This is a genomic window from Agrobacterium vitis (assembly GCF_013337045.2).
Taxonomy (GTDB): Bacteria; Pseudomonadota; Alphaproteobacteria; order Rhizobiales; family Rhizobiaceae; genus Allorhizobium; species Allorhizobium vitis_B.
The window spans coordinates 188,476-210,786 of record NZ_CP118260.1 but is presented as its reverse complement, the minus strand read 5'-3'; the positions used below and the strand labels follow the sequence as shown (position 1 = coordinate 210,786).

The window sequence follows — 22,311 nt, the reverse complement described above, 5'->3', positions numbered from 1 at the left end:
TGACAGCAGCTTATACGCCTGATGATGACTGCTTCTGTCGCGCTTTAGTCAGTATCCAGCCTTCATGATTGATCGTTCCCCACGAAGATGCCGGGCTGCGGCTTCTTTCTGATCTTTCTTCAACCGGCCATTGGCAACGAACCTGATCAGCCACGGGATCTGCTTGACCTTGACCGTGGCACTGTGCGCAAGAATGAAGCATTCCGCACATTTTTCCAGAATTTCGATATTCAGCAGCAGGCGCTCAAGCCCCATGCCGAAGCACAGCGCCATGTCATCAAGGCAATAGGCGTTGGCGCCGTTCGACAAGGCCTTCGTCGGGTCATCGGTCGAACACATGCCTAAACGTTTTGCCTCGAGGCCGAGGTGACGGATCTGCTCATCGAACACCGCCGGTAGGGAAAGATCGAGGCGCGCCAGTGCTGATGTCCAGGTCAAGCCGCCGGAGGCTATGGCTCCCACATCCGGCCGTGCCTGATAGACGCGGTGATGCAAGTCCCGCGGCGGCGCGGAAAGGCCCGGTGTCGCGGAAAGGCTTGTCCATTCGAATTCATCGGGCACGTCCTGTCCGGAGTTGATCCGGACAGCCACAAAGGCATTTTGTTCGGGAATCCGCTGCGACAGCAAATCGCCCGGTTTGAGAAGCCCTTTTCCCGCAAGACGGGCCGCCGCCCGGCCCAGAGCCGTCTCGATATATGCAGTGTTGACTTTCATAAGCATGTCACACCAAACGGAAAACGGTTTCAAAACGCTCAAGGGCATCGTCGATCACCTCATCGGTGTCCGCCATACTGGTATAGATGCGGCTACCCGCCAGGGTCAGGATGCCGTGGGCCATATAGGCTGCCCCCATCTCTTCCATCAGGTGTTTACGGGGATTGGCCTCGCGCATCAGCTTGATCGGGTTGCGCATGCTCATCAACAGCACAGCGGACGTTTGGAGATGAACGATGGAGCCCATATTGTAGACCACATAGGGAAGGCCGAGCCGGTTGAGAATTTCCTTCAAGCCCTTGGCCAGCCGGTCGCCAGCTCGTCCGGCAACAACCGGCGCATTGGTGCGCGCCATTTCCTCGATCGCATAATAACCAGCAACGCAAGACAGCGGATTGGCCGAAAGCGTGCCGCCGACGAAGGCGCGCTTGCTCGAGGTGCCGATACCCCCGACCAACGTCATCATGATGTCCTTGCGACCGCCAATACCGCCTGCCATCAGATAGCCACCGGTGAGGCACTTGCCGAACACGGTAATATCAGGCTTCACGTTGAAATAGCCTTGTGCGCCACCCATGCCGACACGAAAACCGGTAACGACCTCATCGAAAATCAGCAAGGCGCCAAATTCGTCGCAGAGTTTGCGAACTTCGCGGTTGTATTCGGGCGTCACAGGCCGCGTGCCGCTTTCTGGCCCCAGAGGTTCAAGAATAACCGCTGCCGTGCCGCCGCGAATACGGTTCAGCAACAGCTTGCGCCGGAGCGTACCAATCTCATTGGGGAAGACTTCCTGAGTATAACCCGTGACACCTTTCGGAATGCCCGTTGCTTCGCGCCGACCGGTGCCTGGAACACGCATGCCATAGACCATCTGGTCGCTCCAGCCATGATAGTCGCCGCCAACCTTGATCACCCATTTTTTGCCGGTATGGGCGCGGGCTAAGCGGATAGCACCCATGCAGGCTTCCGTGCCGGAACCGAGCATGCGGAACATTTCAATGCCCGGCATAAATTTGCGGATGATCTCGGCGAGCTTGAATTCGTATTCGTGAAGGAGGCCCGTCACCGGACCGCATTCATCGATCAGTTGATGCACTTTTTCGCGCACCGGCAGATAGTTGGAGCCAAGCAATGTCGGTCCGCCCGCCTGCAGAAAATCGGTATAGCGATTGCCGTCCGCATCCCACATATAGGCGCCATCGACTTTGGTGGCCGCAATGGGAAACGGATAATTGAAGGCGAGGTTATGCTGGACACCACCCGGAATAACCTCAGCCGCCCGTGCAGCCCAGGCCTTGGATGTCTGACATTTCTGTTCGAAATAATCGAGCACCTTGGGCATGTTGGCCTTGGAAATGCCCTTTGGCGGCTGCTTGAGCAGGGCATTCAGCCGGTCCATGAGATCTTTGTTATCCGGCCAGGCACTAATGCTGTAGGAAAGTTCCGAGTTACGAGCTGCCATGTTCATTTCAAGCTCCCTTGGTCTCAGCCTTGTCCAGAACGTTCAGAATGAACGCCTGGAGTTGCCGATCCAGATTGACGTGTTTGTTGATGCGTTCGCGCAGATGGGCGGCGGCAGCGGCTTCGATTTTGCGGATCATGCCCGCAGCGGTTTTGAGATCGGCCCCCGCACAGATGACGCCGTGACTGGCCAGAAGATACGCAAAGATGTCGGGCCGCAGAGATTTCGCAAAAATTTTAGCCAGCATTCCCGTGCCCGACGGTCTGTAGGGAATAAGCGCGACGTGGGGACCAAGCTCGTTGAGATCGCTGCCCCTTGGCCAGGGCAGTTTTTCATGTAGCAGCGCGACGGCGCTTGCGATGGGCTGGTGTGTATGAACACTGGCATGACGGTTAGGATGCATAAGGAGCATCCTGGCATGCAGTCCTTTTTCAATGGTCGGTGTCTTGTCGCCCTCGACAATGTCGAGGGTCTCGATATCGAGGATCACCACGTCTTTCGCCTCGACCGTGTAGTAGTCGGAGGCCGAGGGAGTAACCGCCATCAATTTTCTGTCGACGCGGACGCCGATATTGCCGCCGGTTCCAGCAAAATAGCCATTATCCGCGAAATAGCGGCTCATATCGGCAATTTCCTGCCGCTGGGCCATGAATTTAGCCATGAATCTTGCCCTTTGATCCGTTTAGACGTTTGTAAAGCGGCGCTAGGCGCCGATGGAGTTCCGTGAAGATACCGAAGCGCTCGTCATAGAGCCGCTGCGTTGCCGGATCGGGATCGTAAATCCTGTCGATCACCACATGCCGCGCGACCTCGTCGAACTGTATGAGGCCGAGACCCACAGCCCCGATGAAGGCCGCACCGCGTGCATTGGCCTTCATCGGATCATGCGGCTGGCGGATCTGGACGCCCAGAACATCCGCGAAGATCTGGCACCAGGCAGGCGACATCGCGCCACCGCCGATCATGGTGATTGCCTCAGGCCTGCGACCGAGAAAACGCGAGACCGGCTTCATCATCCAGCGTGTATTGAGCGCCACGCCTTCGAAGACGGCCCTGACAAGGGTCTCGCGGTTATGCTCCATGCTCATGTTGAAGATCCCGGCACGAAGGGTCGGATCATCTACAGGGCAGCGTTCGCCGAAAAGCCAGGGCAGGTACATCATGCCGGCGGCTCCCGCAGGGGTGCGGGCGGCAATCTCATCGAGAAGCCTGTAGGTATCAGGCGTCGGTTCGGAATCGATCAGGCCATCGTCATGGAAGACAATGCGGTCCTTCAGGAAGGCGATATTGCTCGCCCCGCTCGATTGCATGGCGATCATCAGGTATTTCGACGGCACCGGACAAGGAACCGACGTGATCTGGTCCATGACACTGGTTTTCTTGAAAGGCACATGCGCCGAGATCCAGGACGATGAACCCATGTAGAGATGGGCGTCATAATCGGCCAGCGTTCCAGCGCCGATCGCGGCGGCTGAATTGTCGATGGCACCGGCAACGACCGGTGTTTTTGGCGACAGGCCCAACAGATCGGCAACGGAAGGCAACAGGGTTCCAACGATATCCGTACACCTGACGAGATCGGGGAATTTCGCCTTGTCGATGCCGCTGGCACCGATCAACCCGTCGTCATAGCGGATATGGTTGACATCGCGGTTGTCTGTCACCCAGGAGGTGAGAATGGAATCCTGCGTGGCGCAAAACCGGCCCGTCAGACGCAGATTGAAGAAATCGAGAACATTGAGAAACTTGTAGGTCTTCTCGTAAATATCAGGGAAAGCATCGCGGATCAGCAGCATGTGACCCGCAGGGTCCTTGCCGGACAAAGCCGGAGCGCCGCCACACAGCCTCAACCATTTCTGCAACTTGATCGCGTCATAGCCCGCGACCTTCATTGCCCCCCGCATTTCCTTCTTCAGATATCGGGCGCCGCGCATATCGAGCCAGATAATCGCATTCATCAGCACATTGCCGTCACGGTCAACGGCAACGGTTCCCTCACCTTGGGTGGATGAACAGATCGCAACAATATTCTGGCGCAATGCCGCACTCTGGCGGAGCACATCCTGGCTTGCCTCGATGAAGGCGTTCCACCACTGCGAGGGGTCCTGCTCTGCCCCGATCGTATCGATGACCTGGAGCGGAACCGGCCGAAATGCCCAGGCAACTACGTGTCCGGTAATCGACACCAATCCGACCTTGCAGCCACTGGTGCCAAGATCGATCGATAAAATATATTGGTCAGACTTGGCCATCTCTTGCCGTGCATGCAGCCTGGATATAATCCAGGTCGCTCCCCATTTTTATTGGATATTGCACCTATAATAGAGGAAAAAACCGCAATTTGCGTAGCGGTGAAGCTGTCCTTTGAGGGGTCTTTACCGGTCAAATAGGCGATAGATCCGCACGAAGCGCACCGGGCGTGGTGCCGGTCCAACGTCGGAAGGCGCGCCGGAAATTATGAGGGTCCGAAAATCCGACCGCAAATGCGATCTGCTCGACAGACATGTTCCTGTTGCCCAACAGTTCGAGCGTGCGGTTCTTGCGAAGATCATCCAGAAGCGATTGGAAGGAAACCCCGCTCTCGGCAAGTCTGCGACGCAAGGTGCGCTCGCTCATACCAAGCGCACGCGCCACCTTGGAAATATGCGTGCGACTATGCAGTTTCTGCCGGAGAACCCTTTCGACGGATTCGATAATTTCGGCTGCCTCGCGGCTTCGGGCCCGGTTATAGGCCATGAATTCAAGAAGCTGGCGGTGGCTAAGAGGATCGGACGTCAGCAGCGGTTGCTTGTACCAGGCGGCATCATAGATGAACGCGTTTTCCATCTGGCCAAATCGAATAGGACAGCCGAAGACCCGTTGATAGGCTTCCGTATGCGCTGGCGCCGGATAAGCAAAATCGACCCGGACCGGCTTGAAGCCCTCCCCGACAAGACCGTGTGCGACCCCCATGAAGCTGGCAAAAGCCTCTTCCACCAGGAAAACATAGATGTCGGGATCGTGAAAACGGCTTGCCGCCGTGACGACGACACCCTCCGGGCTTTCCCTGGTGTCGAATTCCAGCATGCTGCCGGTATCTTTTTGCAGGTCGAGACCAAGCTTAACCGCATCACCCACAGTCGCTGCCGTTATCATCACATAACCGACAAGGCCGACAGAGGTAATCTTTTCGCGAATCCCGGTCTCCAATCCAAGCGCCTTGCCCCTGGTCATTTTCATGGCGCGCAGGATCGCCTCACGTCCCTGGCGAAAAGAAACCCGACAGGCTGGGTCGGCGAGATCCTCCATGGGAATGCCGAGGCCAGCCGTTAATCGCGAGGCGTCGAGGCCAAAATCCGTGAGCGTCATCACGAGGCTACGAATGAGAAACGCCGGGATATTGGCAGTCACGTAACGCGCATCGACTGTCTTCATCAGACCCCCCTTATGACTTATCCTCCACGTTCATTCCCCCCGCGCCAGCCATGCCGGCTTCCTGCTCAATTCTCCTTCAACAGAGCCGGTTATGACCGGAAATAGCAGGTATCATGCGGCATTTACCCCAACTGTACAATATACCTCCGCATACTGTTGTCCATTCGGGCCGAGTATATCCGCTGCGCGGAGCATGAAATACAAAGACACCTCCATGACGACAGTCAATGCCGGGGATGTCCTGGGAGATAGATTGGCCGGATATGATACCACAGTGTCCCCGAACTCCCTTGTGATGCGGTGTCGTCCTCCTATTCTGAATTTCACCGCGCTCTTCAAGGGCCGGACAATAATAACAGGCGGAACATTGGGTAAGCGAAAAGCGACCCGGCCTCTCTAGGGACCAACCTCTCTGAGGGGCAAGCTCTCTGGGAGAATGACGATGCTTTTATGGATACTCGGCTTGAGTGCCGCCTATGCGGTAGCACTGAATGGGACAATGGTCATGCCCGTCGTCGTTCTGTCGATGAGCAAACTGACCGGCTATAGCGAAGCAATGGCGACAATCGTCGCCAGCGCGGAACTCGCAGGCATTGCGTTTTACGGGATATTCCTAGCCAAATTGGCACTTAGATCATGGAAAGCAGTAGCGATTGGCGGCATTGTCGCGGTCATAGCCGGAGAAGCACTGAGTTTCTGGCTTCAAAACCCTTACAGTCTTGCCACTGCAAGATTTGCAACCGGCCTGGGGGAAGGCGCCTTGTTCAGCCTCGTTTCGATGAGCCTCGCCTCGCTTGCCAATGCCGAGAGATACTGGGGCGCGCTTAGCCTGATTGGCGGAACTGCCATGGGGCTGCTGCTTTTTGTGGTATCATTGATGCCACCGGCCGACGCCGGAGCGCCTGTCTTTCTCATGCTGGGGGCGTTTACCGTCATCTTGGCACCACTTGTTTTTTTCGTCGCCAGGCGCTCTTCCCGACTTCCTGTGGCAAGTCGTCATACCAAACTCAACAATGGGAAAATGCTGCTTGCAATGATGGTTGTATTTCTCGTTTATGGGGTGCAGGCGGCGCAATGGGCAGTCTGCGGTTATGTGGGGGAAAAAGTGGGGCTGAGCAATGGTGAAGTTGGCTTCTATCTTGCCCTATCATCGCTGGTAGGCTTCCTGGGAGCGATCATTCCTTCCTTCACCCATGACAAGGCCAAAAGACTGCCAGCCGTGCTACTGGGTTTCCTGATCATGGCGATGTCGATCTATTTCCTGTTCACCATGCTAACACCCCTGATTTTCGTCATGACACAGGTTCTGGTTAATATCGGTTTCTATATCGTGACCCCGTTTATCACAGGTATACTGACCGAAAACGACCCCGACGGGTCGGTGATGTCACGAACGTTAGTGGTCGCCGTCTTGGGGGGCACGATGGGAACCGCAATTGCCGGGCCAATCTTTGAAGGCTACGATCCAAGCCTTTTCGCCTGGTCCTGTCTCTTGCCACTGGCAATCGCGGCGATCTTTGCAGCAATCATCTTTGGCCATCTCCACCGTAGCTTTCCAGCGACCGTCGTCAATAAATAGCGGAGTGAAACTTGTTCGATATGGCCATTGAAACTCTCCAGTCTATTCTGGAACGCCAGCGTCAATCCTTCCAGCATGACAGTTATCCGTCACTATCCTTGCGTCGGGACCGCCTTAACCGGATCGGCCGATTGCTGAAGGAGAACCGGCAAGCGCTGTGCGATGTGGTTTCGCGGGATTTTGGTCATAGGTCCGATCATGAAACGGTGCAGTTGGAGATTGCTCCGCTCATGGGCGCGCTTCGCCATACACGGTCTCATCTACGCCGATGGATGAAACGCGAACGCCGTGGACGCTCTATTGAGTTTCTGCAGCTTTCAAACTGGGTTCAATACCAGCCGCTCGGGGTGATTGGTATTATGGTGCCGTGGAACTATCCGCTTCTGCTGGCCCTTGGACCGCTGATTGACATTTTGGCCGCCGGAAACCGGGCGATCATCAAGCCTTCGGAATTGCTGCCGGAAACATCGGCTCTTCTTTCAAAGCTCGTCGAAGCTTATTTCTCCCCGGAGGAGGTTGCCGTTATCCAAGGAGGGGTGGAGATTGCCGCAGCCTTTTCTGCCCTGCCGTTCGATCATCTGATTTTCACCGGCTCAACGGCGGTGGGTCGCAAGGTTATGGCGTCAGCAGCTGCTAACCTGACACCGCTCACCCTGGAACTTGGTGGCAAGTCGCCCGCACTCATCGCCCCGGATTATCCTATTGCCGATGCAGCCCGTGACATCGCCTTTGGAAAGCTGATGAATGCGGGCCAGACTTGCATTGCACCGGACTATGTTCTGGTCGAAAAATCAAAACTTGGAGACCTTGCATCCGCGCTGATCTCTCAGGCAGAGGCTTTTTATCCACGACAGGCGGGGACACAACACGCGGGGCCACAAGACGCAGGGCAAGAACAGTATTCAAGCCTTGTCGGGGCTCGAGCGCATGAACGGTTGCTCAAGGGCATTGAGGAATGCCGCGCCCGTGGGGCCAAACTCATCACTGCTGATATCGCCATGCCCTCTCAAGGGCGCGTGATCGCACCCACGCTGGTGATCGATCCGCCTGCCAACTGCTTGCTGATGGAGGAGGAAATCTTCGGACCAATCCTGCCCCTTATTCCCTATGAGGATTTTGACACAGCGTTGAAATTTGTCCGCGAGCGCCCGCGCCCTCTGGCGCTCTATATCTTCACTGGAAACCGGGCGACCGAGAAAAAAACACTGTTGAACACGATTTCCGGCAATGTCACCATCAATGGCACGCTGCTGCATATCACGCAAAATGATCTGCCCTTTGGCGGCATCGGACCAAGCGGCATGGGGGCCTATCACGGCCATGAGGGCTTCAAGCGTTTTTCCCATGCCCGAGGCATTGCAAAAGTCCGTATTTTCAACCCCGCACGCCTCGCTATGCCTCCTTTCGGGCGCTTGGCGCAATTGCTGGCCAGGTTCATGATACGCGACTAATATGAAGCGTCATTTTCTATAATTTTTCGTGTCATGCCGGTGAATATAGGATCCACTGCGGCAGACTTCTGCGTAAGCTATCGGTTTCCTTGAGGACTGATTATGGCCTTGCCGCGTCATTGGTTGGAGCAAGCGTCTGAACCCAATACCAGACAAGCAGCATCGTCCTGTCCGTTAGGTAAGACTTGGCCTCATATGACACCAATATGACCAGGTTTTCCCTTGATGGAAACGCGGTCCAATTTATCGTCATCAAATTGGGGATCCGCCATATGCTGAGCAATTTCAGTTCGCTTTGACGAGGGAGAAAGCAACAAATTACCGGTCTTTGATATGTTGCAGTTCGGCCATCCCTCCGCTGGAGGAAGCGACCTGTTTAAAGACATGAATCGAGACAGGCACCGAATGAATAGCACCCTAAACAATACCGGGGGTGATCGATACTGAGAATGCAGGAAAGCATCAAACCGAAAACTGGGAAATAATAATTTCGGGAACTCGATGTCGTCGATGCTACATAAAAAAAGGGAACGAAATGAGCAGTCAATATTCTTGGCGAGCGCCTCAATTTGCGCTGGCAATATGGGTGGGTGCAATATCGTTTGTGCCTTACGTTGCAGTCGCGGGCGGCTTTAGCCGCGGCGAGGCCGACACTGATATTCTCTTTACGGATGGAAACTATAGTTTACGGAGCGGAGCTATATATGTCTCACCAAGCCGCTCATTTTCAACCCTGAACGGCGCACGTGCCTCTGATAAAGCCTATTCGGATGAGTTTTGGATACCAAGCGCCGCCGTCAAGGCAACGCTTGGTTCCGGTATTGCCTGCGCTTTGACGTATACGCAACCATTTGGCGCCTCTGCAACGTATGGAAGTGAGGCGCAGAACGCCGAATATACCACAGCTGTGAGTCAGGGATTGGCACTCGTCAATCCCACCTCAAAAATGCAGTTTTCGACGGATGAATATGGTGCGACCTGCGATGTGCGGGTGGACGCAGGGCCGGGCCGCTTTTACATGATCGGCGGCGTCTTTCTGGAAAGTTTCGAGTACAAGGAAAATACCCTTTACGGTAACATTCGACTGAAGGATGACGGTGCTTTAGGCTACCGAGTGGGCGCCGCTTACGACATTCCCGAATATGCCATGCGTTTTCAGATCATGTACCGGTCGCAGGTGTCGCACGATGCGGAAGGGACATTTACGCCCTCAGCGCTTGCCGCCGCCGCCGGTGTGACAGACACGGCGCCGGCTGATGGAACCGGAACCCTGCCTCAGTCGATCAAGCTGTCTGCCCAGACCGGCGTAGCGCCGGGTTGGCTGGTTTACGGTTCCTTGACCTGGACAGACTGGAGCGTTCTTCAAAACTTCAGATATGACGTCACCGGGCTTGGCACAAGCAACAAGGCCTTCAACTACAAGGACGGCTATACGGTGCAGATTGGTGTAGGTCATGAATTTACAGAAAAACTCTCTGGAACCATCAACGTGACCTGGGATGAAGGCGTCGGAACCGGAGCAGATATCACCACCGACACGTGGTCCCTCGGATTAGGCGCAGAGTACAAAACCAAATTCGGTAAATTCGATCTCGGAACCTCCGTGTCTTACCTCACTGCCGGTTCACAAAGCGTCAGCGCCGGAGCGACCTATGATGCTACCGCCAAGCATGATTGGGCCGTCGCGGTAGGGTTGGGTTATCTGATCGAATTCTGAGTATGCCAATGGCAATTTTGAATGAGATTTATAAGACACGAGACTAAAAAGGCACCGGAACTGAAATGGAACCGGTGCCTGAAAACATCAAAAGCCTACCATGTCAACCGGGCGCACTGTCAACCGGGCGGAAGAGTGGGCCAGGTTTCTATTATCTGGCCTTTTGAAAGAACATGAATTCCATCGAAATGTTGCAGCACCGCTTCGCTCTGGGTTGGGCGAAAGAAAGCAAAGTCGTCGGGCTTTAAAGTACTGTCGTAAGGGAGAGCCATTAACTGCTGATTGGATGAAAGCCCCCAGATCCTGTTTTCCCGCATGCCTTTGGGAAAAACCGGCTTGGCCATCCACTTGCCGCCATAGAGAAAACACCCCTTGCGCGGGAAAAGGCCGATAGCCTGCATCAGGCTTGTCAGCAGCGGAGGCCCCGGCAGGCGAACCTCCTCCACTTTCAACACAGGCGTCGCAATAAACACGGCAGGCTGCACGGCCTGAAGAGAGGGCATGTCGAAATCCGTCGGTTTCAGAAAAGCCGAGCCCACGGAGACTTCATTCGCGGCACCGGCATCATGATAGGAGAGCGCGGTTTTACTGCCTCCCGTATTGGCGATGGCACATGCGCCTTCCGGAAAAACCGAAACAAAGGCCTTGATACGCGAGACAACTTTCTCCTGCTCCGCAGCGCCTCCGATGAGACGAGCAACCTCCGGGATATGCGCCTCATAGCCGACAAGCCCCTCTATTCTCAATTCCTTTTGCTGAACGGCACGGGCGCAGATGGCAGCCAGCGCATCAGGTGTTTCGAACCCACCGCGATGCATGCCGGTATCCGTCTCAAAGGCTATTCTGATTGTTTGCCCCGCTTCGCGCGCCAGTGCCGCATATTGATCGAGCCGGTCCGGGCTATCGATCAGAAACACGGTGCGGCGCAGAAGATCCGCGACCAGATGCGGAGAAGCGAGCCGCATCCACGCCGCAAGCGCTCTTGTGGGAAGCGGTTTCCCGTACAGGATTTCTGCCTTCGGGAACGCCTCCAATACGGCGCAGGTCATCGGCAGATGGAAGCTCATCAGGCGCATCGTTCCGGCTTGTGTCAGAATGCGCTCAAGCAATGGGATCGATGACAGAGACTTATCGACGACCCTTAAGCCAAGACCCGGCGCAAGACCGCGTGCAATCGTGGCAATATTTGCATCGAGCCTATCTCGATCGACAACAAGCACGGGACGAAACAGGTCGGCCTGGGAAAGTGCTTCGGAGAGCATCCGGAAATAGTCGGCTTCAGCCATTATCGCACCCCAAGCAGCGTCGCCATGTAAGGCGAGATAAAGCGATTTTCGGGATCTATTTCGGATCTGATCTCCATTGCATCCTTAAATCGCGGATAGATGCCGACCAGATCGGCAGCCCTCAGGTTATGCAATTTACCCCAATGCGGTCGCCCACCCCGCTTACGGAACACGGCTTCCGCAGCAAGGAAGAACGCTGCCGGATTTTCACCGATGCCGTGATGAATGGCTATGGAACACGTGTCACGCTTGTAGAAGGGGCTGAGCCAGAATTCGTCCCCTTTGACGGTGCGGACTTCAATGGGAAAGTAGATTTCCGGAAAGCGCTTCTCAATCAGTTCGATGATCTCTGCCAGAGCCCCGGCTCCCTCTTCAAACGGTAGATGATATTCCATTTCATTGAACTTGGTCTGGCGGTCGGTGACATAGACCTTCATCCATTCACCCACGGCCTCCTCGTCGGACAGCTTCGCCATGGCATTGCCGATCAATTTGCGTCGCAAGCCGGGAAACCATCGCAGAAAGGTTCTGAGTTTCTTCAGCGTCGCAAGACCGTTTTCGTCCTCCGAGGTCACTTGAAAATCACCCGGTTCGTCAGTGATATCCAGAGTCTGAAAAAGCGCATGATTGGCAAAGGGAACAAAGAAAATCTCCGCCGATCGATGAGCTGCCATCAGGCTTTCGAAGTTTTCAAGCGTATCGCCAATCGGCATCATTGTCCGCTTGCGGCGCAGATTATAAGCCGGGACATTCTGAAAGGTAACGGCAGTCAAGGCTCCGAAACTACCGAGCGTCACGCCGGTCGCATGGATCATCTCGTCATCGCGTCCGGCTATAAATTCCCGGTGCGTGCCGCGACCATCGATGAATTGCATGCCTTTCAACAGAGTGTGATAAGCGCCCAGGCTAAGGCCCGAACCATGCGTTGCGGTGCCAAGCGCGCCGGCGACAGACTGCTTGTCGATATCGCCCATGTTGGGCAGCGCTTGACCGATCCCGGCGAGCAATTCCGCCAGATCGCTCAGCTTGGTACCCGCTCCAATCGTTGCGGTCAGGGCGTCACTGTCATAATCGATCAAACCGGACAAAGCCGACAGATCGACGATCGTTCCAGGGGTCGAGACAAGCGGCGTAAATGAATGGCCCGAGCCAACGAGGCGGAGCGGTCCTGGCGCCGAGCGGATGGTATTCTTCAACTCTTCATTCGTGCTGGGACGAAGAATTGCTTTCAGCTGGGTCTCAACGGTGCCTGACCAATTGCTCCACGATACATTTTCGCCTGAAACCATCGTAACTTCCTCTGTTTATAGGAGGCTTGTTCGGCCACACCGACCGGCGGGCCTTAAGGCCATTTTTATGTAACCCCAATCATTTCTGCTTTCTCACTGTGCGCCAGCATGCCCATTTGCTATGGTAATTGAGAAAAGCTGACACTGTGTCAATTTTTACTTTGGCGTATGTCACAAATTTGTCAACTCGAAAGCGGAGCACGCTATGACGAGCGACCAAAAGACATTGCGGAGACAGCCCCGCCAGGAGCGCAGCAGAGACCGTATTGACGATATCCTTTCGGCAGCAATGGAGCTGATTGGTCAAAAAGGCAGCGCTGCTGTCACCATGCGCGGCATTGCCACTGCAAGCGACATGTCTCTGGCGACCGTCTACCATTACTTTCCAAACAGAACCGCAGTCATCGCTACGCTTTTTGAACGATATTCCGAGGGAACGCGCGAAGTCATAGATACGGCTCTTCAGGACATTGAGGATGCCTCTGGTATTGGCGATGCGGCGGAAATGATCGTTGATTTCTATTATAATCGCGTCCGGAGCGACCCTGCTGTGCAGGACCTGCTCGATGCCGTCCATGCCGACAAGGCGCTGCATGACCTCGACATCCAGGAAACCCTCCGGCAGGCCGACCAGTTCAGTCGGAGTACACAGGGCTTTCTGGCGGAAAGTTGCAGGCAGGAATATGCGCGCGCCGTCTATTTGCTATTCCAGCTCGCCAGCGCTGCAATTCGTCTGGCCTTGCATGAGAATGAAGAAAAAGGCGCCGTGATCATTGATGATTATCGACGTCTTATTCGTGGCCGGTTCAACCAATTCGAACAGCTATAACAACTGGAATCGGTCAGCCATTCTGTGATTCGACAGTAAGCTGACGGACACCAGAGGGTGGACAATGTCTATGTCGCAACACCCATCGCCTCACCAGTAGACGCTCGGCTCGGCGGTGTTTTCGCAAGGGGCAAGGCCGGCAAAAAGCGCTTGACATTTCTGTACTGTACCGTTTAGATCAGTTTCGGAGGGATTGATCTAAAAGCACCTTTGGGTTGCGATCAATCAAAGGAGGAGTTCACATGTCCACACAGTCGCGCGATATGCGCCCTATGCTTGGTAAGCCGTCCGTTGTCCGGCGGTGCCTTTCAGCTGAAATGCCAGTCAACATAATTGACCGGATTGAATCGCGACGTCCGCGAAAGGCCTAGTACAAATCATTACTCTATATGCCGACGCCGTGTCACGGTGATCGGATTGGTGCGCCGACTTAAGTGTCGTGATGGCGCTTTAGCGTTTGTCAGGGAACATTGGAACCCGGTTTTCCCGAAAAGACAAACGAAAACAAGAGAGGCGAGAGTCTGTCTGGTTCAATCTGAACCTGAGAGACTCTGACCCCATACAATACCAGAAAAAAGGACCCCAGACAGTGAGTGGATTCACAATTGTCAACGGCATCGCTGAGATCAGCGATCCTGCTATCTACACGAACTGGCTTGATAACGAAGAGTTCAAAGCCGCGGTCGCGGCGGATCCATCGCCAGAGCGCACAGCGATGAAGCGATTACTGATCGAGTTCGAAGCCGACCTCTCCAGGATCGTCCGTGACAATGTCGTAAAAGAGCGGGTCGTTGAGGTGATGACGAAGTACATCGCCGAGGACTACATCCAGCACGACCCGAATGCATTCGGCCATGGCCGCGAAAAACTCATAGAGCAGTTCCGACTGGTGCCGATAGCTGGCTCGACGCCGCCGCCCGTGGTGAGCGTCATTCTCGACGGAGAGGTCGGTTGCCTGATGATGCGCGAACTCGCGCCGGATCCGGTCGTGCCGGGTGCGGTTTACGAATGGAACATCCTGACTGTCTTCCGGGTCCACAACGGCAAGATCGCGGAACATTGGAGCACCTTCCGCAAGGTCGTCCCCGGTCAGAATCCGATGGGGAATTGAGAAGACCGAACCCGTTCGCAGCCCGGCTCCAAGGACGCATTGGGGCCGGCTTCGCCGACATCGCCGATTAGAGTTTGTCAGGGAAAAGTGGAGCCCGATTTTCCCAAAGAGACAAACGAAACCAAGAGAACCGAGAGTTTGTCCTGTTCAATATGACCTTGGCCGACTCTCGTAACGTGGAGCAACCGATGACCTTGCAAAACAAACCGCCTGTAGGGGGTCTTCCTCCGGAGTTTCCACCGCTGGCAGGGGGCCTTCCTCACCAGCCGAAATTTCCAGACTCGCCGTATCTCAGTGAGGTTGGGCGTCGGATACGCGACGACATCCTCGAGATGCTGCCGCTGTTGCGCAAACATGCGGCTGAGAGCGAACAGCTCGGTGCGCTTGCGCCAGAGACGCTAGCGGCCGTCGATCGCTCCGGTGCCTTCAAGATCACCATCCCGACCGAGCTTGGAGGCTATGCACTGGGCGCGCGCGATTCTGCGGAAATCGTCAAAGCGCTTGGCCAGGGCGATGCTTCCGCTGGCTGGCTGGTGATCGTCTCGAGCGCCGCCAGAAATGCCCTGGGCTTCGATCCAAAGGCCCGCGACGAAGTCTTCGCCGGCATCCAGGACTGGGTTGGGCCAATCATGTTTGGTGCCACCGTCTTCGCGCCAAAGGTTGGTGATGGCCGCAAGGTCGACGGAGGCTACATGGTGAAGGGGAAATGGTCCTTCGGCAGCGGTTGCAAACATGCTGCCTGGGGAGCCGTCGGGTTCGAATATGACGACCCGACAAGCGGCGCGCGGTTGCGCGCCATGGGTATCCTGTCACGCGACCAATATGAAATCGTCGATGACTGGCATGTCATGGGCCTGCAAGCGACAAATTCAAACAGCGTCCGGGCCGACCAGGAAATTTTTGTTCCCGACTACCGCGTCGTTCACACCAATGATCTGCCGCGGGTGATGGACTCATTGAAGGGCAAATATTCCGGGCTAGCCTTCAAACACAGCCCGATTGGCGGCATGGTCGCCATGACATGCACCTTCGCGGCCCTGGCGATCGGTATAGCGCAAGGTGCCCTCGACTCTTTCCTCGAACAGGCAAAGAAGCGACCACCCTTCAACCTTCCCTATAAGACGATGTCGGAAATGGCCTCCATCCAAATGGTTGCCGGTAAGGCGCGCGCCGTTGTCAACGGAGCGAATGCCGTGCTCTGGCGCCACGCCGACGAAATCGACCGGCGTGCGATTGCAGGGGAAGACTTTTTCCCCTGGAACGAACCCGAGATCACCATGGACCTCGTCCACCAGATCCATGAATGCCTGCGCGTGGTCGACGGGCTCCTACTCGCACTTGGCTCGTCCGCTGTCGTCCTCAGCAATCCGTTGCAACGCGCCTTGCGCGATATCCATGTGCTGGCGACGCATGGTGCGTTCCGGATCGATCCAATGGCCGAAATCAACGGACGCGACATGTTCGGTCTCGAACCTTTCCCGATGATTGCCGCCCTGAGTTCACCTCCTCCAGGCTCACCTCCTACTGGTAAGGGTCCATCGCATATGCCTCCACCGGGCATGACACCTCCACCGGGCATGACACCTCCAGCAGGCATGGCCCCACCACCAGGCATGACGCCCCCACCAGGTACAACACCCGCGCGAGGTTAAGCCTCCTTACCGATCGCCATCATCAACTTCGGATAGCGCGGTCATCACCGTCGGCGTCCGCCTTCACTGAGTTCAAGGAGTTCCGATGTCTCAAACGGATCTATCTATGGCGAAGGGGCTTCCCGCTACGCCCTATTCAAGTGGAACAATGCCGGCGCGCGATAGCGCTCCGCCGAAAGTCAGCTGGAAACAGTATATCGCCGACTTCGTAAAGGCCCCCAGCAAGGCAAAGGCCGCACTTATCGGCAGTCTTCTTCTTGTGGCCATGGGGCCGGCTGGCCTCTCGGCACTCACTCCGTTCGTGGTGCCCGCATTCGCGATGAAAACCGGGACACCGCTGCCGGAAGCTATGCTGATGTTTGTCGCTTTGCCGCTGATTATCGGTCCGCTCGTCCTGCCTTTCGCCGGACAATGGGTTGATCGGTTGGGTGCCCGACGTGTCGCTCTTCCCGGGATCATCCTCTACGCACTTGTCACGGCGATCATACCACTTGCTGCGGGCAAGCTCTGGCTGATGGGAATACTTCTCGTTCTCGCGTCGATTTTTGGATTCGGGTCCAGTCTGGGTATAGCGTTCAAGGTGATTTCCGAGTGGTTCCCCAAGCATCGGGGCGTCGGTTTCGGCCTTATCGGGGTCGCATCCAGCCTGTTCAGCGCAATTTTTTCTCCCCTGTTCCAATGGCTTGTAAACGGCAATGCGCCGGTGTCACTACCAATGATGCCGGGCATGGGCACTGAAGACCCATCCAAATCCGCAGCAGTGGTTGCGGCCATCGACCCCAGCATATATGCCGGGCTTGGCTGGAACGGTGCCTATTACGTGATCGCAATCGCGATCGCCGTCATCGGTATCCCCGCTGCCTTTTGGCTTATCTCCGAACCGAAGGTGAGTACGGCTGCGGAAGTGCCGAAGACCGTGGATGTCAATCTGCCCGGCGTCCCGTTCAAGGAGGCAATTCCGACACGCGCCTGGATCTCGATCACGCTGTTCATCGCATTCGCCGCCGCAGGGCCGATTGCCATGCGCCAGAACGCAGTGGACTTCTACGGCCAGACAGGCATCGATCCGGCGACCGTCTCTCTTGCGCTGTCCATGTGCTTCAGCACCTCGGTTATCGGGCTGCTTGCCGCCGGAGCCGTCCTGGATCGGGCAAACCATCCATGGGTGGTCGCGGTTCTCCTGGCGACGGTTCCGATCGGTCTGGCACTTGCCCTCGTCAATAGCGGCAATCCTGCGCTTCTCTACCTGTCCATGGCGCTTCTTGGCTTCGCAACCGGCGCAGAATCCACTCTCGGTCCGACACTGATCGCCAGGTATTTCGGACTGAAATCCTTCGCCGCCCTGCAAGGTCTCAGCCTCGCAATCACCTCCCCGGCCCTGGCATTGGCTCCATTCCTCGTCAGTGTGGTCAAGACAAGTTCGGGCAGCTACGTTGGTCCACTGCTGATGCTGACTGCAATCGCCCTGGTCGCAGTCATTCTCGCCGCCATGCTTCCGAGATATCCGAAACCATGGGTGCTCCATCAGCCCTCGGTAGACACAGCTCCCGATCGGGCAACAGCGACGACCTCATGACCCTAGCCATGTCTGGTAGGTCCCGAGAGGACGTTGTTGATACCGGATGGGTGCCTGGATTTGCCTGAAGAACGGCTGTCTTTGTCCCGCACCAGTCCCTAGATCGGGCCACCCCAGCAGCACGGCTTATTACATAATACCAGGAGCCATTGAAAATGACTCCTGGTATTCCTTTGAAAAGATCTCAAACCTCTGATAAAATTGAGCTATTTTCAAGGCTTTGATACTACGCCACTTTTGCAAGCGGCATCATGTTGCGGTCGAAATAGATCAGTGGCAGCTTGTCCTTGTCACCGGATGCGACATGGACATTGCAGATGAAGATCGTGTGCGTGCCTGACTGCATCGTTTCATGCACAGAACAGGTGAAGCGCGCGCATGCACCTTGAAGCGATGGCTGCCCAAGGTCGTCCTCAGTCCACTCACCAAGATCAAACCGCTTTTCCTGCGCAACCTTGCCGCCAAAAGCCATTGCGACATCCTGCTGGTCGGCGGCAAGGATGTTCAGCGTTAGCCTGCCATTCTGCTGCAAGAACGGATGCGCCGAAGCTGTCACGTTCACGCAGACCAGCAGTCGTGGCGGCTCCTGGCACACCGAGCAGGCAGCGGTTACGGTCAGACCCGCCCGCCCGGCGGGACCATCGGTTGTCACCACTTTCACGGCTGCGGCCATCATAGCCATTGCGTCCTTGAACTGCACGTCATCCGCAGCCCCCATATGGATTATTTCAGACATTCCATCCCTCCAGAGTTGATAGGCGGGGAGCCCAGCATCGGCAGGCTCCCCTGCGAAATTATTCAGCAGCAGCCTGAGCGGATTGGGAAAACGCACCGCGATGTGCTGCCCCGGGATGGTTATCTGGAAGACGCGGGCCGTGACCGAACAGTTTTTGTCGCAAAGGGCCTTCGGCATAGTCACGCTGGGCAAGGCCACGATCCTGCAAGACCGGCGTGACGTGATCGATGAAGTCGATATAGGTGTCGGGGTGCAATTGGCAGATCATGTTGATGCCATCAATGCCCGCATCCTGCCAAAGCGCCAATTCGTCGGCGATACTTTCCGGCGTGCCGACAATGCGGCAATTGTAGGAAAGCGCGTTTGCGACCTCCTTGACGGTGGCCTTTTCGCCATTTAGCTTGCCCATCTCGATCATGCGTGCGTAACCTTGCAGGCCATCGAGACCGGACTCATCGACCGGCTTGTCAGGGTCGAGATTGGAGAGATCGACACCCATGTCGCGGCTGACATGCGCGGCAAGGCCTTCATAGCTGACCCATTCGTCGATCTCCGCAGCCTTCCGCTCCGCCTCTTCCATCGTGCTGCCGACGACGAAGGACAGGCCCTGAATGAACTTAAGGTCTTCGGCTCCGCGCCCCATCTGCGCCGCCACCGCCTTGGTGCCGGCAATCCCGATCCGGGCACCGCCGACATTCGGATAGAGAACGAAAGTTCCCTCCGCGTGCTGCGCCGCGAACTGGCTGCCACGCTTGGAGGCCCCTGCTTGGTAGAGCATTGGCGTCCGTTGCGGAGAAGGGCTGACCAGATGCGGCCCCTGCACCTTGTAACGCTCTCCGACATGATTGATCCGATGCACTTTGGTATGATCGCTGAACACGCCGCTCTCACGGTCCGCGATCAACGCGCCGTCCTCCCAGGACCCTTCCCAGAGCTTGTAGAGAACGGACATATATTCGTCCGCCCAGTCATAGCGCTGGTCATGCGGGACAATCTTGTCATAGCCGAAGTTGCGGGCGGCATTGTCCGTCACGCTTGTGACGATATTCCAGCCGATACGGCCGCCGCTGATATGGTCGAGGGTCGAGGCCTTCTTTGCAAACGCGAAAGGATGCTCGGACAGGATCGAGCTGGTGAAAACCAGACCAAGGTTTTTCGTCACCCCCGCAAGAGCCGCGCACAAGGTGAAGGTGTCGTTGCAAGGCATATGAAGACCTTGCTGGAAATAAGCATCCCACTTGCCATCATAGGCCGGATCGATGCCAAGAATGTCCGCGAAGAACATCGCGTCGAACCGCCCCTCTTCCAGTTTTGTCGCCAGCTTTGACCAGGTCTCGAACTCATTGAAGCTGGCGAGCTGATTTTTCGGATGCCGCCATGTCCCGTGGTAGATGTGCGAGGGAACGTTCATCGTGAAGCAATTGAATATAAGCCGTTTGCGCATGTCTGCTGCTCCTGTTGATCTTTGTTGCTCCTCCCAGGACAAAGACTATGAGACAGGTTGGCTTGCGTCTTGGCTGACAGTGAACACCGACTATGCTGACCGTGCAGGAAGGCCGTCAGCCTTTCGAATTCGCGGCACTGCCGTTTGCGGGCCCGATGAGATGACTGGCATGATAATTGCTTCTAAACTTGCGAATAGTGCCCCCTGGAGGCGATGGCATGGCAGTCTGGAACGCGAACGAAATGCCGGAGCGGGACCGCTTTCCCTATTGGAGGGAGGTTCTGTGCGAAGCCTATATTGCCCTCAATCCCATTCTTGAGGGCGAGCAGCGCTTCAAGGGAGAGGTAAAGGCCAATCTTCTCGATTGCATCAACGTCACAACCATTTCCTCGAGCCGGCAGAAGATCCATCGCAGACGCCTGGATATCAGCCGTATGCCGCACGAAGTCTACTTCCTCAATCTTCAGGTCAAGGGACAGTGCCGGATGATGCAAGGCTCCCGGGAAGCACTGCTGGAACCAGGTGATTTTTCGCTTGTGGACTCAACCGAGCCTTATCTCAACGATTACTGTAGCGATGACTGGACCCAATATTCCTTCCGCATCCCGCGAGCCATGCTCAAACCATTGCTGAAACAGGCAGACAAGCAGACGGCAATCCGCTTTACCAGTGCGCATCCCATAGCGTCCGTCGCCATCGACTATCTGAAATCCGTTGCGCAGAATGCCGAACACATTGGATCTGCCTCGACGCCGATTGCAAATCACATCGTTGATCTCATCGCCATGACGGCAGGCGTGTCCACAAGCGAAGAAGACCGCGCCCGGGGGACACTCAGATCGCAACTTTCACGGTCGGTTATTCAGTTTATCGGCGCGCATGCCGCAGACCCCACACTGACCCCCGCCAAAGCGGCGCAGCACTTCAAAATATCGGTCCGCTACGTCCACCGTCTTCTGGAGGAGAGCGGCGAGACCTTCAGCCGCCTGCTGCTCAAGCGGCGTCTGGAGCGATGCGCCAACGACCTTCGTGCTGAGGCCGCTATCTCAATCAGTGAAATCGCGTTCCGTTGGGGCTTCAACGACCTTTCGCACTTCAGTAAAACCTTCAGGCACCATTTCGGAGTGGCTCCTCGCGACTATAGGGGACAGTAGGCGGCGCTTGTGGCGCCGTCTATGTGGTGTGATCTGCCGCTTCTGTCGGAAGCTACGAACAAGACGCCCGCCCGTCTCACTCAACCGCAGGGACAACATCACTTGGTTGGGCGATCGGTCCAGGACGGTGGTGCGCCAACGGCTCCGGCCAGAACATCGCGAAGACCCGGTGCCCGCCCAAACACTTCACACGCCGCATTTTTGGGCTTTCCACCCAGTTGCGACTTCAATTTTTGGCCTGAGGGCAAGGAAAGGTCCAAACCGGAGGATTGACGGCCTTTTACCAGTATCTCTGAGAACTGGCTGGCAAATGACGATGCGAGGCCATAGGCGTCACCGACTTCTGAAACACGCGCAGTATTGGTGATGGAATTTGCACCGCGGGACCAGACGATGGCCGCTCGTTGAGCACCTTTTGCGTCAACCGCCTCCGCCTCGACAGCAAGACCTCCCAGGCCGATTGGCAGACGTGGGACACCCACAGGAAGAACGAAGGAGGTTCCCAATGTGACTGCGGTCGACAGGCCCGCCACGGCTTTGCTGGTCGGTACTATGTCGGTTATTACGGCGTGAACGGTGAGATCAGCCGCCTCTCCGGGAGCAACAACCCGGTATTTATCACTGAGATCGATACACATTGCGCGATCCAGAGCATTGGAGACCAGCCTGTCATTCCCGGCGTCATGGAGCCTCGAAGAGGCCAGCGGCGACAAACGTGTGGGAGAAATGGAAACCGTTTGCGCCGCCACTATAGCCGGGGTGTCAGCAAAACTGCGCGATTTGCTGACGTGACCTTCAACAGGACCCAAGCCTTTATAGGAGGACAGCGTACCGGACTGAGTGAGCGGAACGGAGCTACACCCAGCCAATACCATCACAAGAAGGAGACCCGCCACC

General features: G+C 56.1%; 18 protein-coding genes. 8 read left to right on the top strand and 10 right to left on the bottom strand.

Features of this window, described 5'->3' with window-relative positions:
* Window positions 1-48: 48 nt before the first annotated feature.
* The 5 genes from G6L01_RS18870 to G6L01_RS18850 all read right to left on the bottom strand — a co-directional run bounded on the left by G6L01_RS18870 (window position 49) and on the right by G6L01_RS18850 (window position 5,590).
* Window positions 49-714 (bottom strand): hypothetical protein, encoded by a 666-nt coding sequence (locus G6L01_RS18870; RefSeq protein WP_070168046.1) that lies wholly within the window; start codon window positions 712-714, stop codon window positions 49-51.
* A gap of 7 nt (window positions 715-721) precedes the next feature.
* Complete coding sequence (locus G6L01_RS18865) at window positions 722-2,182, bottom strand: aspartate aminotransferase family protein (RefSeq protein WP_070167936.1); 1,461 nt, start codon at window positions 2,180-2,182, stop codon at window positions 722-724.
* 1 nt (window position 2,183) lies between these two features.
* Window positions 2,184-2,837 carry a class II aldolase/adducin family protein gene (locus G6L01_RS18860; RefSeq protein WP_070167934.1) on the bottom strand — a complete coding sequence of 218 codons (654 nt, stop codon included), beginning with the start codon at window positions 2,835-2,837 and terminating at the stop codon, window positions 2,184-2,186.
* Window positions 2,830-4,428, bottom strand: a complete 1,599-nt coding sequence (locus G6L01_RS18855; RefSeq protein WP_070167933.1) for a xylulokinase — start codon at window positions 4,426-4,428, stop codon at window positions 2,830-2,832. The genes G6L01_RS18860 and G6L01_RS18855 overlap by 8 nt, the downstream gene beginning before the upstream one ends.
* A 130-nt stretch (window positions 4,429-4,558) precedes the next feature.
* Entirely contained in the window at window positions 4,559-5,590 is a 1,032-nt protein-coding gene (locus G6L01_RS18850) for an AraC family transcriptional regulator (protein ID WP_070167932.1), read from the bottom strand.
* Between the two features lie 436 nt (window positions 5,591-6,026).
* Here G6L01_RS18850 and G6L01_RS18845 point away from each other — a divergent pair, with 436 nt between their 5' ends.
* The 3 genes from G6L01_RS18845 (at window position 6,027) to G6L01_RS18835 (ending at window position 10,337) form a co-directional block, all read left to right on the top strand.
* The gene (locus G6L01_RS18845; protein WP_070167931.1) at window positions 6,027-7,169 is read left to right on the top strand and encodes an MFS transporter; all 1,143 of its coding nucleotides are present in this window, start codon (window positions 6,027-6,029) and stop codon (window positions 7,167-7,169) included.
* Between the two features lie 20 nt (window positions 7,170-7,189).
* A complete protein-coding gene (locus G6L01_RS18840; protein WP_070167930.1) occupies window positions 7,190-8,620 on the top strand; it encodes a coniferyl aldehyde dehydrogenase in 1,431 nt (476 codons plus the stop codon).
* 535 nt (window positions 8,621-9,155) lie between these two features.
* Window positions 9,156-10,337 (top strand): OmpP1/FadL family transporter, encoded by a 1,182-nt coding sequence (locus G6L01_RS18835; RefSeq protein ID WP_070167929.1) that lies wholly within the window; start codon window positions 9,156-9,158, stop codon window positions 10,335-10,337.
* 119 nt (window positions 10,338-10,456) lie between these two features.
* On the opposite strand, the gene G6L01_RS18830 is transcribed toward G6L01_RS18835, so the two are convergent.
* Both G6L01_RS18830 and G6L01_RS18825 read right to left on the bottom strand, forming a co-directional pair.
* Window positions 10,457-11,623, bottom strand: coding sequence for an alanine racemase (locus G6L01_RS18830; protein ID WP_070167928.1), 1,167 nt, complete (start codon window positions 11,621-11,623; stop codon window positions 10,457-10,459).
* Window positions 11,623-12,912, bottom strand: a complete 1,290-nt coding sequence (locus G6L01_RS18825; RefSeq protein ID WP_070167927.1) for a D-arabinono-1,4-lactone oxidase — start codon at window positions 12,910-12,912, stop codon at window positions 11,623-11,625. The genes G6L01_RS18830 and G6L01_RS18825 overlap by 1 nt, the downstream gene beginning before the upstream one ends.
* Window positions 12,913-13,117: 205 nt before the next feature.
* On the opposite strand from G6L01_RS18825, the gene G6L01_RS18820 reads away from it, so the two are divergent.
* The 4 genes from G6L01_RS18820 (at window position 13,118) to G6L01_RS18805 (ending at window position 18,080) form a co-directional block, all read left to right on the top strand.
* Entirely contained in the window at window positions 13,118-13,741 is a 624-nt protein-coding gene (locus tag G6L01_RS18820) for a TetR/AcrR family transcriptional regulator (RefSeq protein ID WP_070167926.1), read from the top strand.
* 589 nt (window positions 13,742-14,330) lie between these two features.
* Window positions 14,331-14,852, top strand: a complete 522-nt coding sequence (locus G6L01_RS18815; protein WP_070168045.1) for a hypothetical protein — start codon at window positions 14,331-14,333, stop codon at window positions 14,850-14,852.
* A 188-nt stretch (window positions 14,853-15,040) separates the two neighbouring features.
* On the top strand, window positions 15,041-16,504 hold the full coding sequence (locus G6L01_RS18810; RefSeq protein ID WP_234891886.1) for an acyl-CoA dehydrogenase family protein: 1,464 nt from the start codon (window positions 15,041-15,043) through the stop codon (window positions 16,502-16,504).
* Between the two features lie 85 nt (window positions 16,505-16,589).
* Entirely contained in the window at window positions 16,590-18,080 is a 1,491-nt protein-coding gene (locus G6L01_RS18805) for an MFS transporter (RefSeq protein ID WP_070167924.1), read from the top strand.
* Between the two features lie 226 nt (window positions 18,081-18,306).
* On the opposite strand, the gene G6L01_RS18800 is transcribed toward G6L01_RS18805, so the two are convergent.
* A complete protein-coding gene (locus tag G6L01_RS18800) occupies window positions 18,307-18,816 on the bottom strand; it encodes a flavin reductase family protein (protein ID WP_234891887.1) in 510 nt (169 codons plus the stop codon).
* 58 nt (window positions 18,817-18,874) lie between these two features.
* The gene (locus G6L01_RS18795; protein ID WP_070167923.1) at window positions 18,875-20,260 is read right to left on the bottom strand and encodes an NtaA/DmoA family FMN-dependent monooxygenase; all 1,386 of its coding nucleotides are present in this window, start codon (window positions 20,258-20,260) and stop codon (window positions 18,875-18,877) included.
* Window positions 20,261-20,478: 218 nt separating this feature from the next.
* Here G6L01_RS18795 and G6L01_RS18790 point away from each other — a divergent pair, with 218 nt between their 5' ends.
* Window positions 20,479-21,414 (top strand): helix-turn-helix domain-containing protein, encoded by a 936-nt coding sequence (locus G6L01_RS18790; protein WP_070167922.1) that lies wholly within the window; start codon window positions 20,479-20,481, stop codon window positions 21,412-21,414.
* A gap of 98 nt (window positions 21,415-21,512) precedes the next feature.
* Here the strand turns inward: G6L01_RS18790 and G6L01_RS18785 are convergent, their stop codons facing one another.
* The gene (locus tag G6L01_RS18785) at window positions 21,513-22,289 is read right to left on the bottom strand and encodes a DUF3313 domain-containing protein (RefSeq protein WP_174089306.1); all 777 of its coding nucleotides are present in this window, start codon (window positions 22,287-22,289) and stop codon (window positions 21,513-21,515) included.
* Between the last annotated feature and the right edge of the window lie 22 nt (window positions 22,290-22,311).

Coding starts and splice junctions, on each gene's coding strand:
- G6L01_RS18870 (WP_070168046.1), bottom strand. CDS start 714: ATGAAAGTCAACACTGCATATATCGAGACGGCTCTGGGCCGGGCGGCG.
- G6L01_RS18865 (WP_070167936.1), bottom strand. CDS start 2,182: ATGAACATGGCAGCTCGTAACTCGGAACTTTCCTACAGCATTAGTGCC.
- G6L01_RS18860 (WP_070167934.1), bottom strand. CDS start 2,837: ATGGCTAAATTCATGGCCCAGCGGCAGGAAATTGCCGATATGAGCCGC.
- G6L01_RS18855 (WP_070167933.1), bottom strand. CDS start 4,428: ATGGCCAAGTCTGACCAATATATTTTATCGATCGATCTTGGCACCAGT.
- G6L01_RS18850 (WP_070167932.1), bottom strand. CDS start 5,590: ATGAAGACAGTCGATGCGCGTTACGTGACTGCCAATATCCCGGCGTTT.
- G6L01_RS18845 (WP_070167931.1), top strand. CDS start 6,027: ATGACGATGCTTTTATGGATACTCGGCTTGAGTGCCGCCTATGCGGTA.
- G6L01_RS18840 (WP_070167930.1), top strand. CDS start 7,190: ATGGCCATTGAAACTCTCCAGTCTATTCTGGAACGCCAGCGTCAATCC.
- G6L01_RS18835 (WP_070167929.1), top strand. CDS start 9,156: ATGAGCAGTCAATATTCTTGGCGAGCGCCTCAATTTGCGCTGGCAATA.
- G6L01_RS18830 (WP_070167928.1), bottom strand. CDS start 11,623: ATGGCTGAAGCCGACTATTTCCGGATGCTCTCCGAAGCACTTTCCCAG.
- G6L01_RS18825 (WP_070167927.1), bottom strand. CDS start 12,912: ATGGTTTCAGGCGAAAATGTATCGTGGAGCAATTGGTCAGGCACCGTT.
- G6L01_RS18820 (WP_070167926.1), top strand. CDS start 13,118: ATGACGAGCGACCAAAAGACATTGCGGAGACAGCCCCGCCAGGAGCGC.
- G6L01_RS18810 (WP_234891886.1), top strand. CDS start 15,041: ATGACCTTGCAAAACAAACCGCCTGTAGGGGGTCTTCCTCCGGAGTTT.
- G6L01_RS18805 (WP_070167924.1), top strand. CDS start 16,590: ATGTCTCAAACGGATCTATCTATGGCGAAGGGGCTTCCCGCTACGCCC.
- G6L01_RS18800 (WP_234891887.1), bottom strand. CDS start 18,816: ATGTCTGAAATAATCCATATGGGGGCTGCGGATGACGTGCAGTTCAAG.
- G6L01_RS18795 (WP_070167923.1), bottom strand. CDS start 20,260: ATGCGCAAACGGCTTATATTCAATTGCTTCACGATGAACGTTCCCTCG.
- G6L01_RS18790 (WP_070167922.1), top strand. CDS start 20,479: ATGGCAGTCTGGAACGCGAACGAAATGCCGGAGCGGGACCGCTTTCCC.
- G6L01_RS18785 (WP_174089306.1), bottom strand. CDS start 22,289: ATGGTATTGGCTGGGTGTAGCTCCGTTCCGCTCACTCAGTCCGGTACG.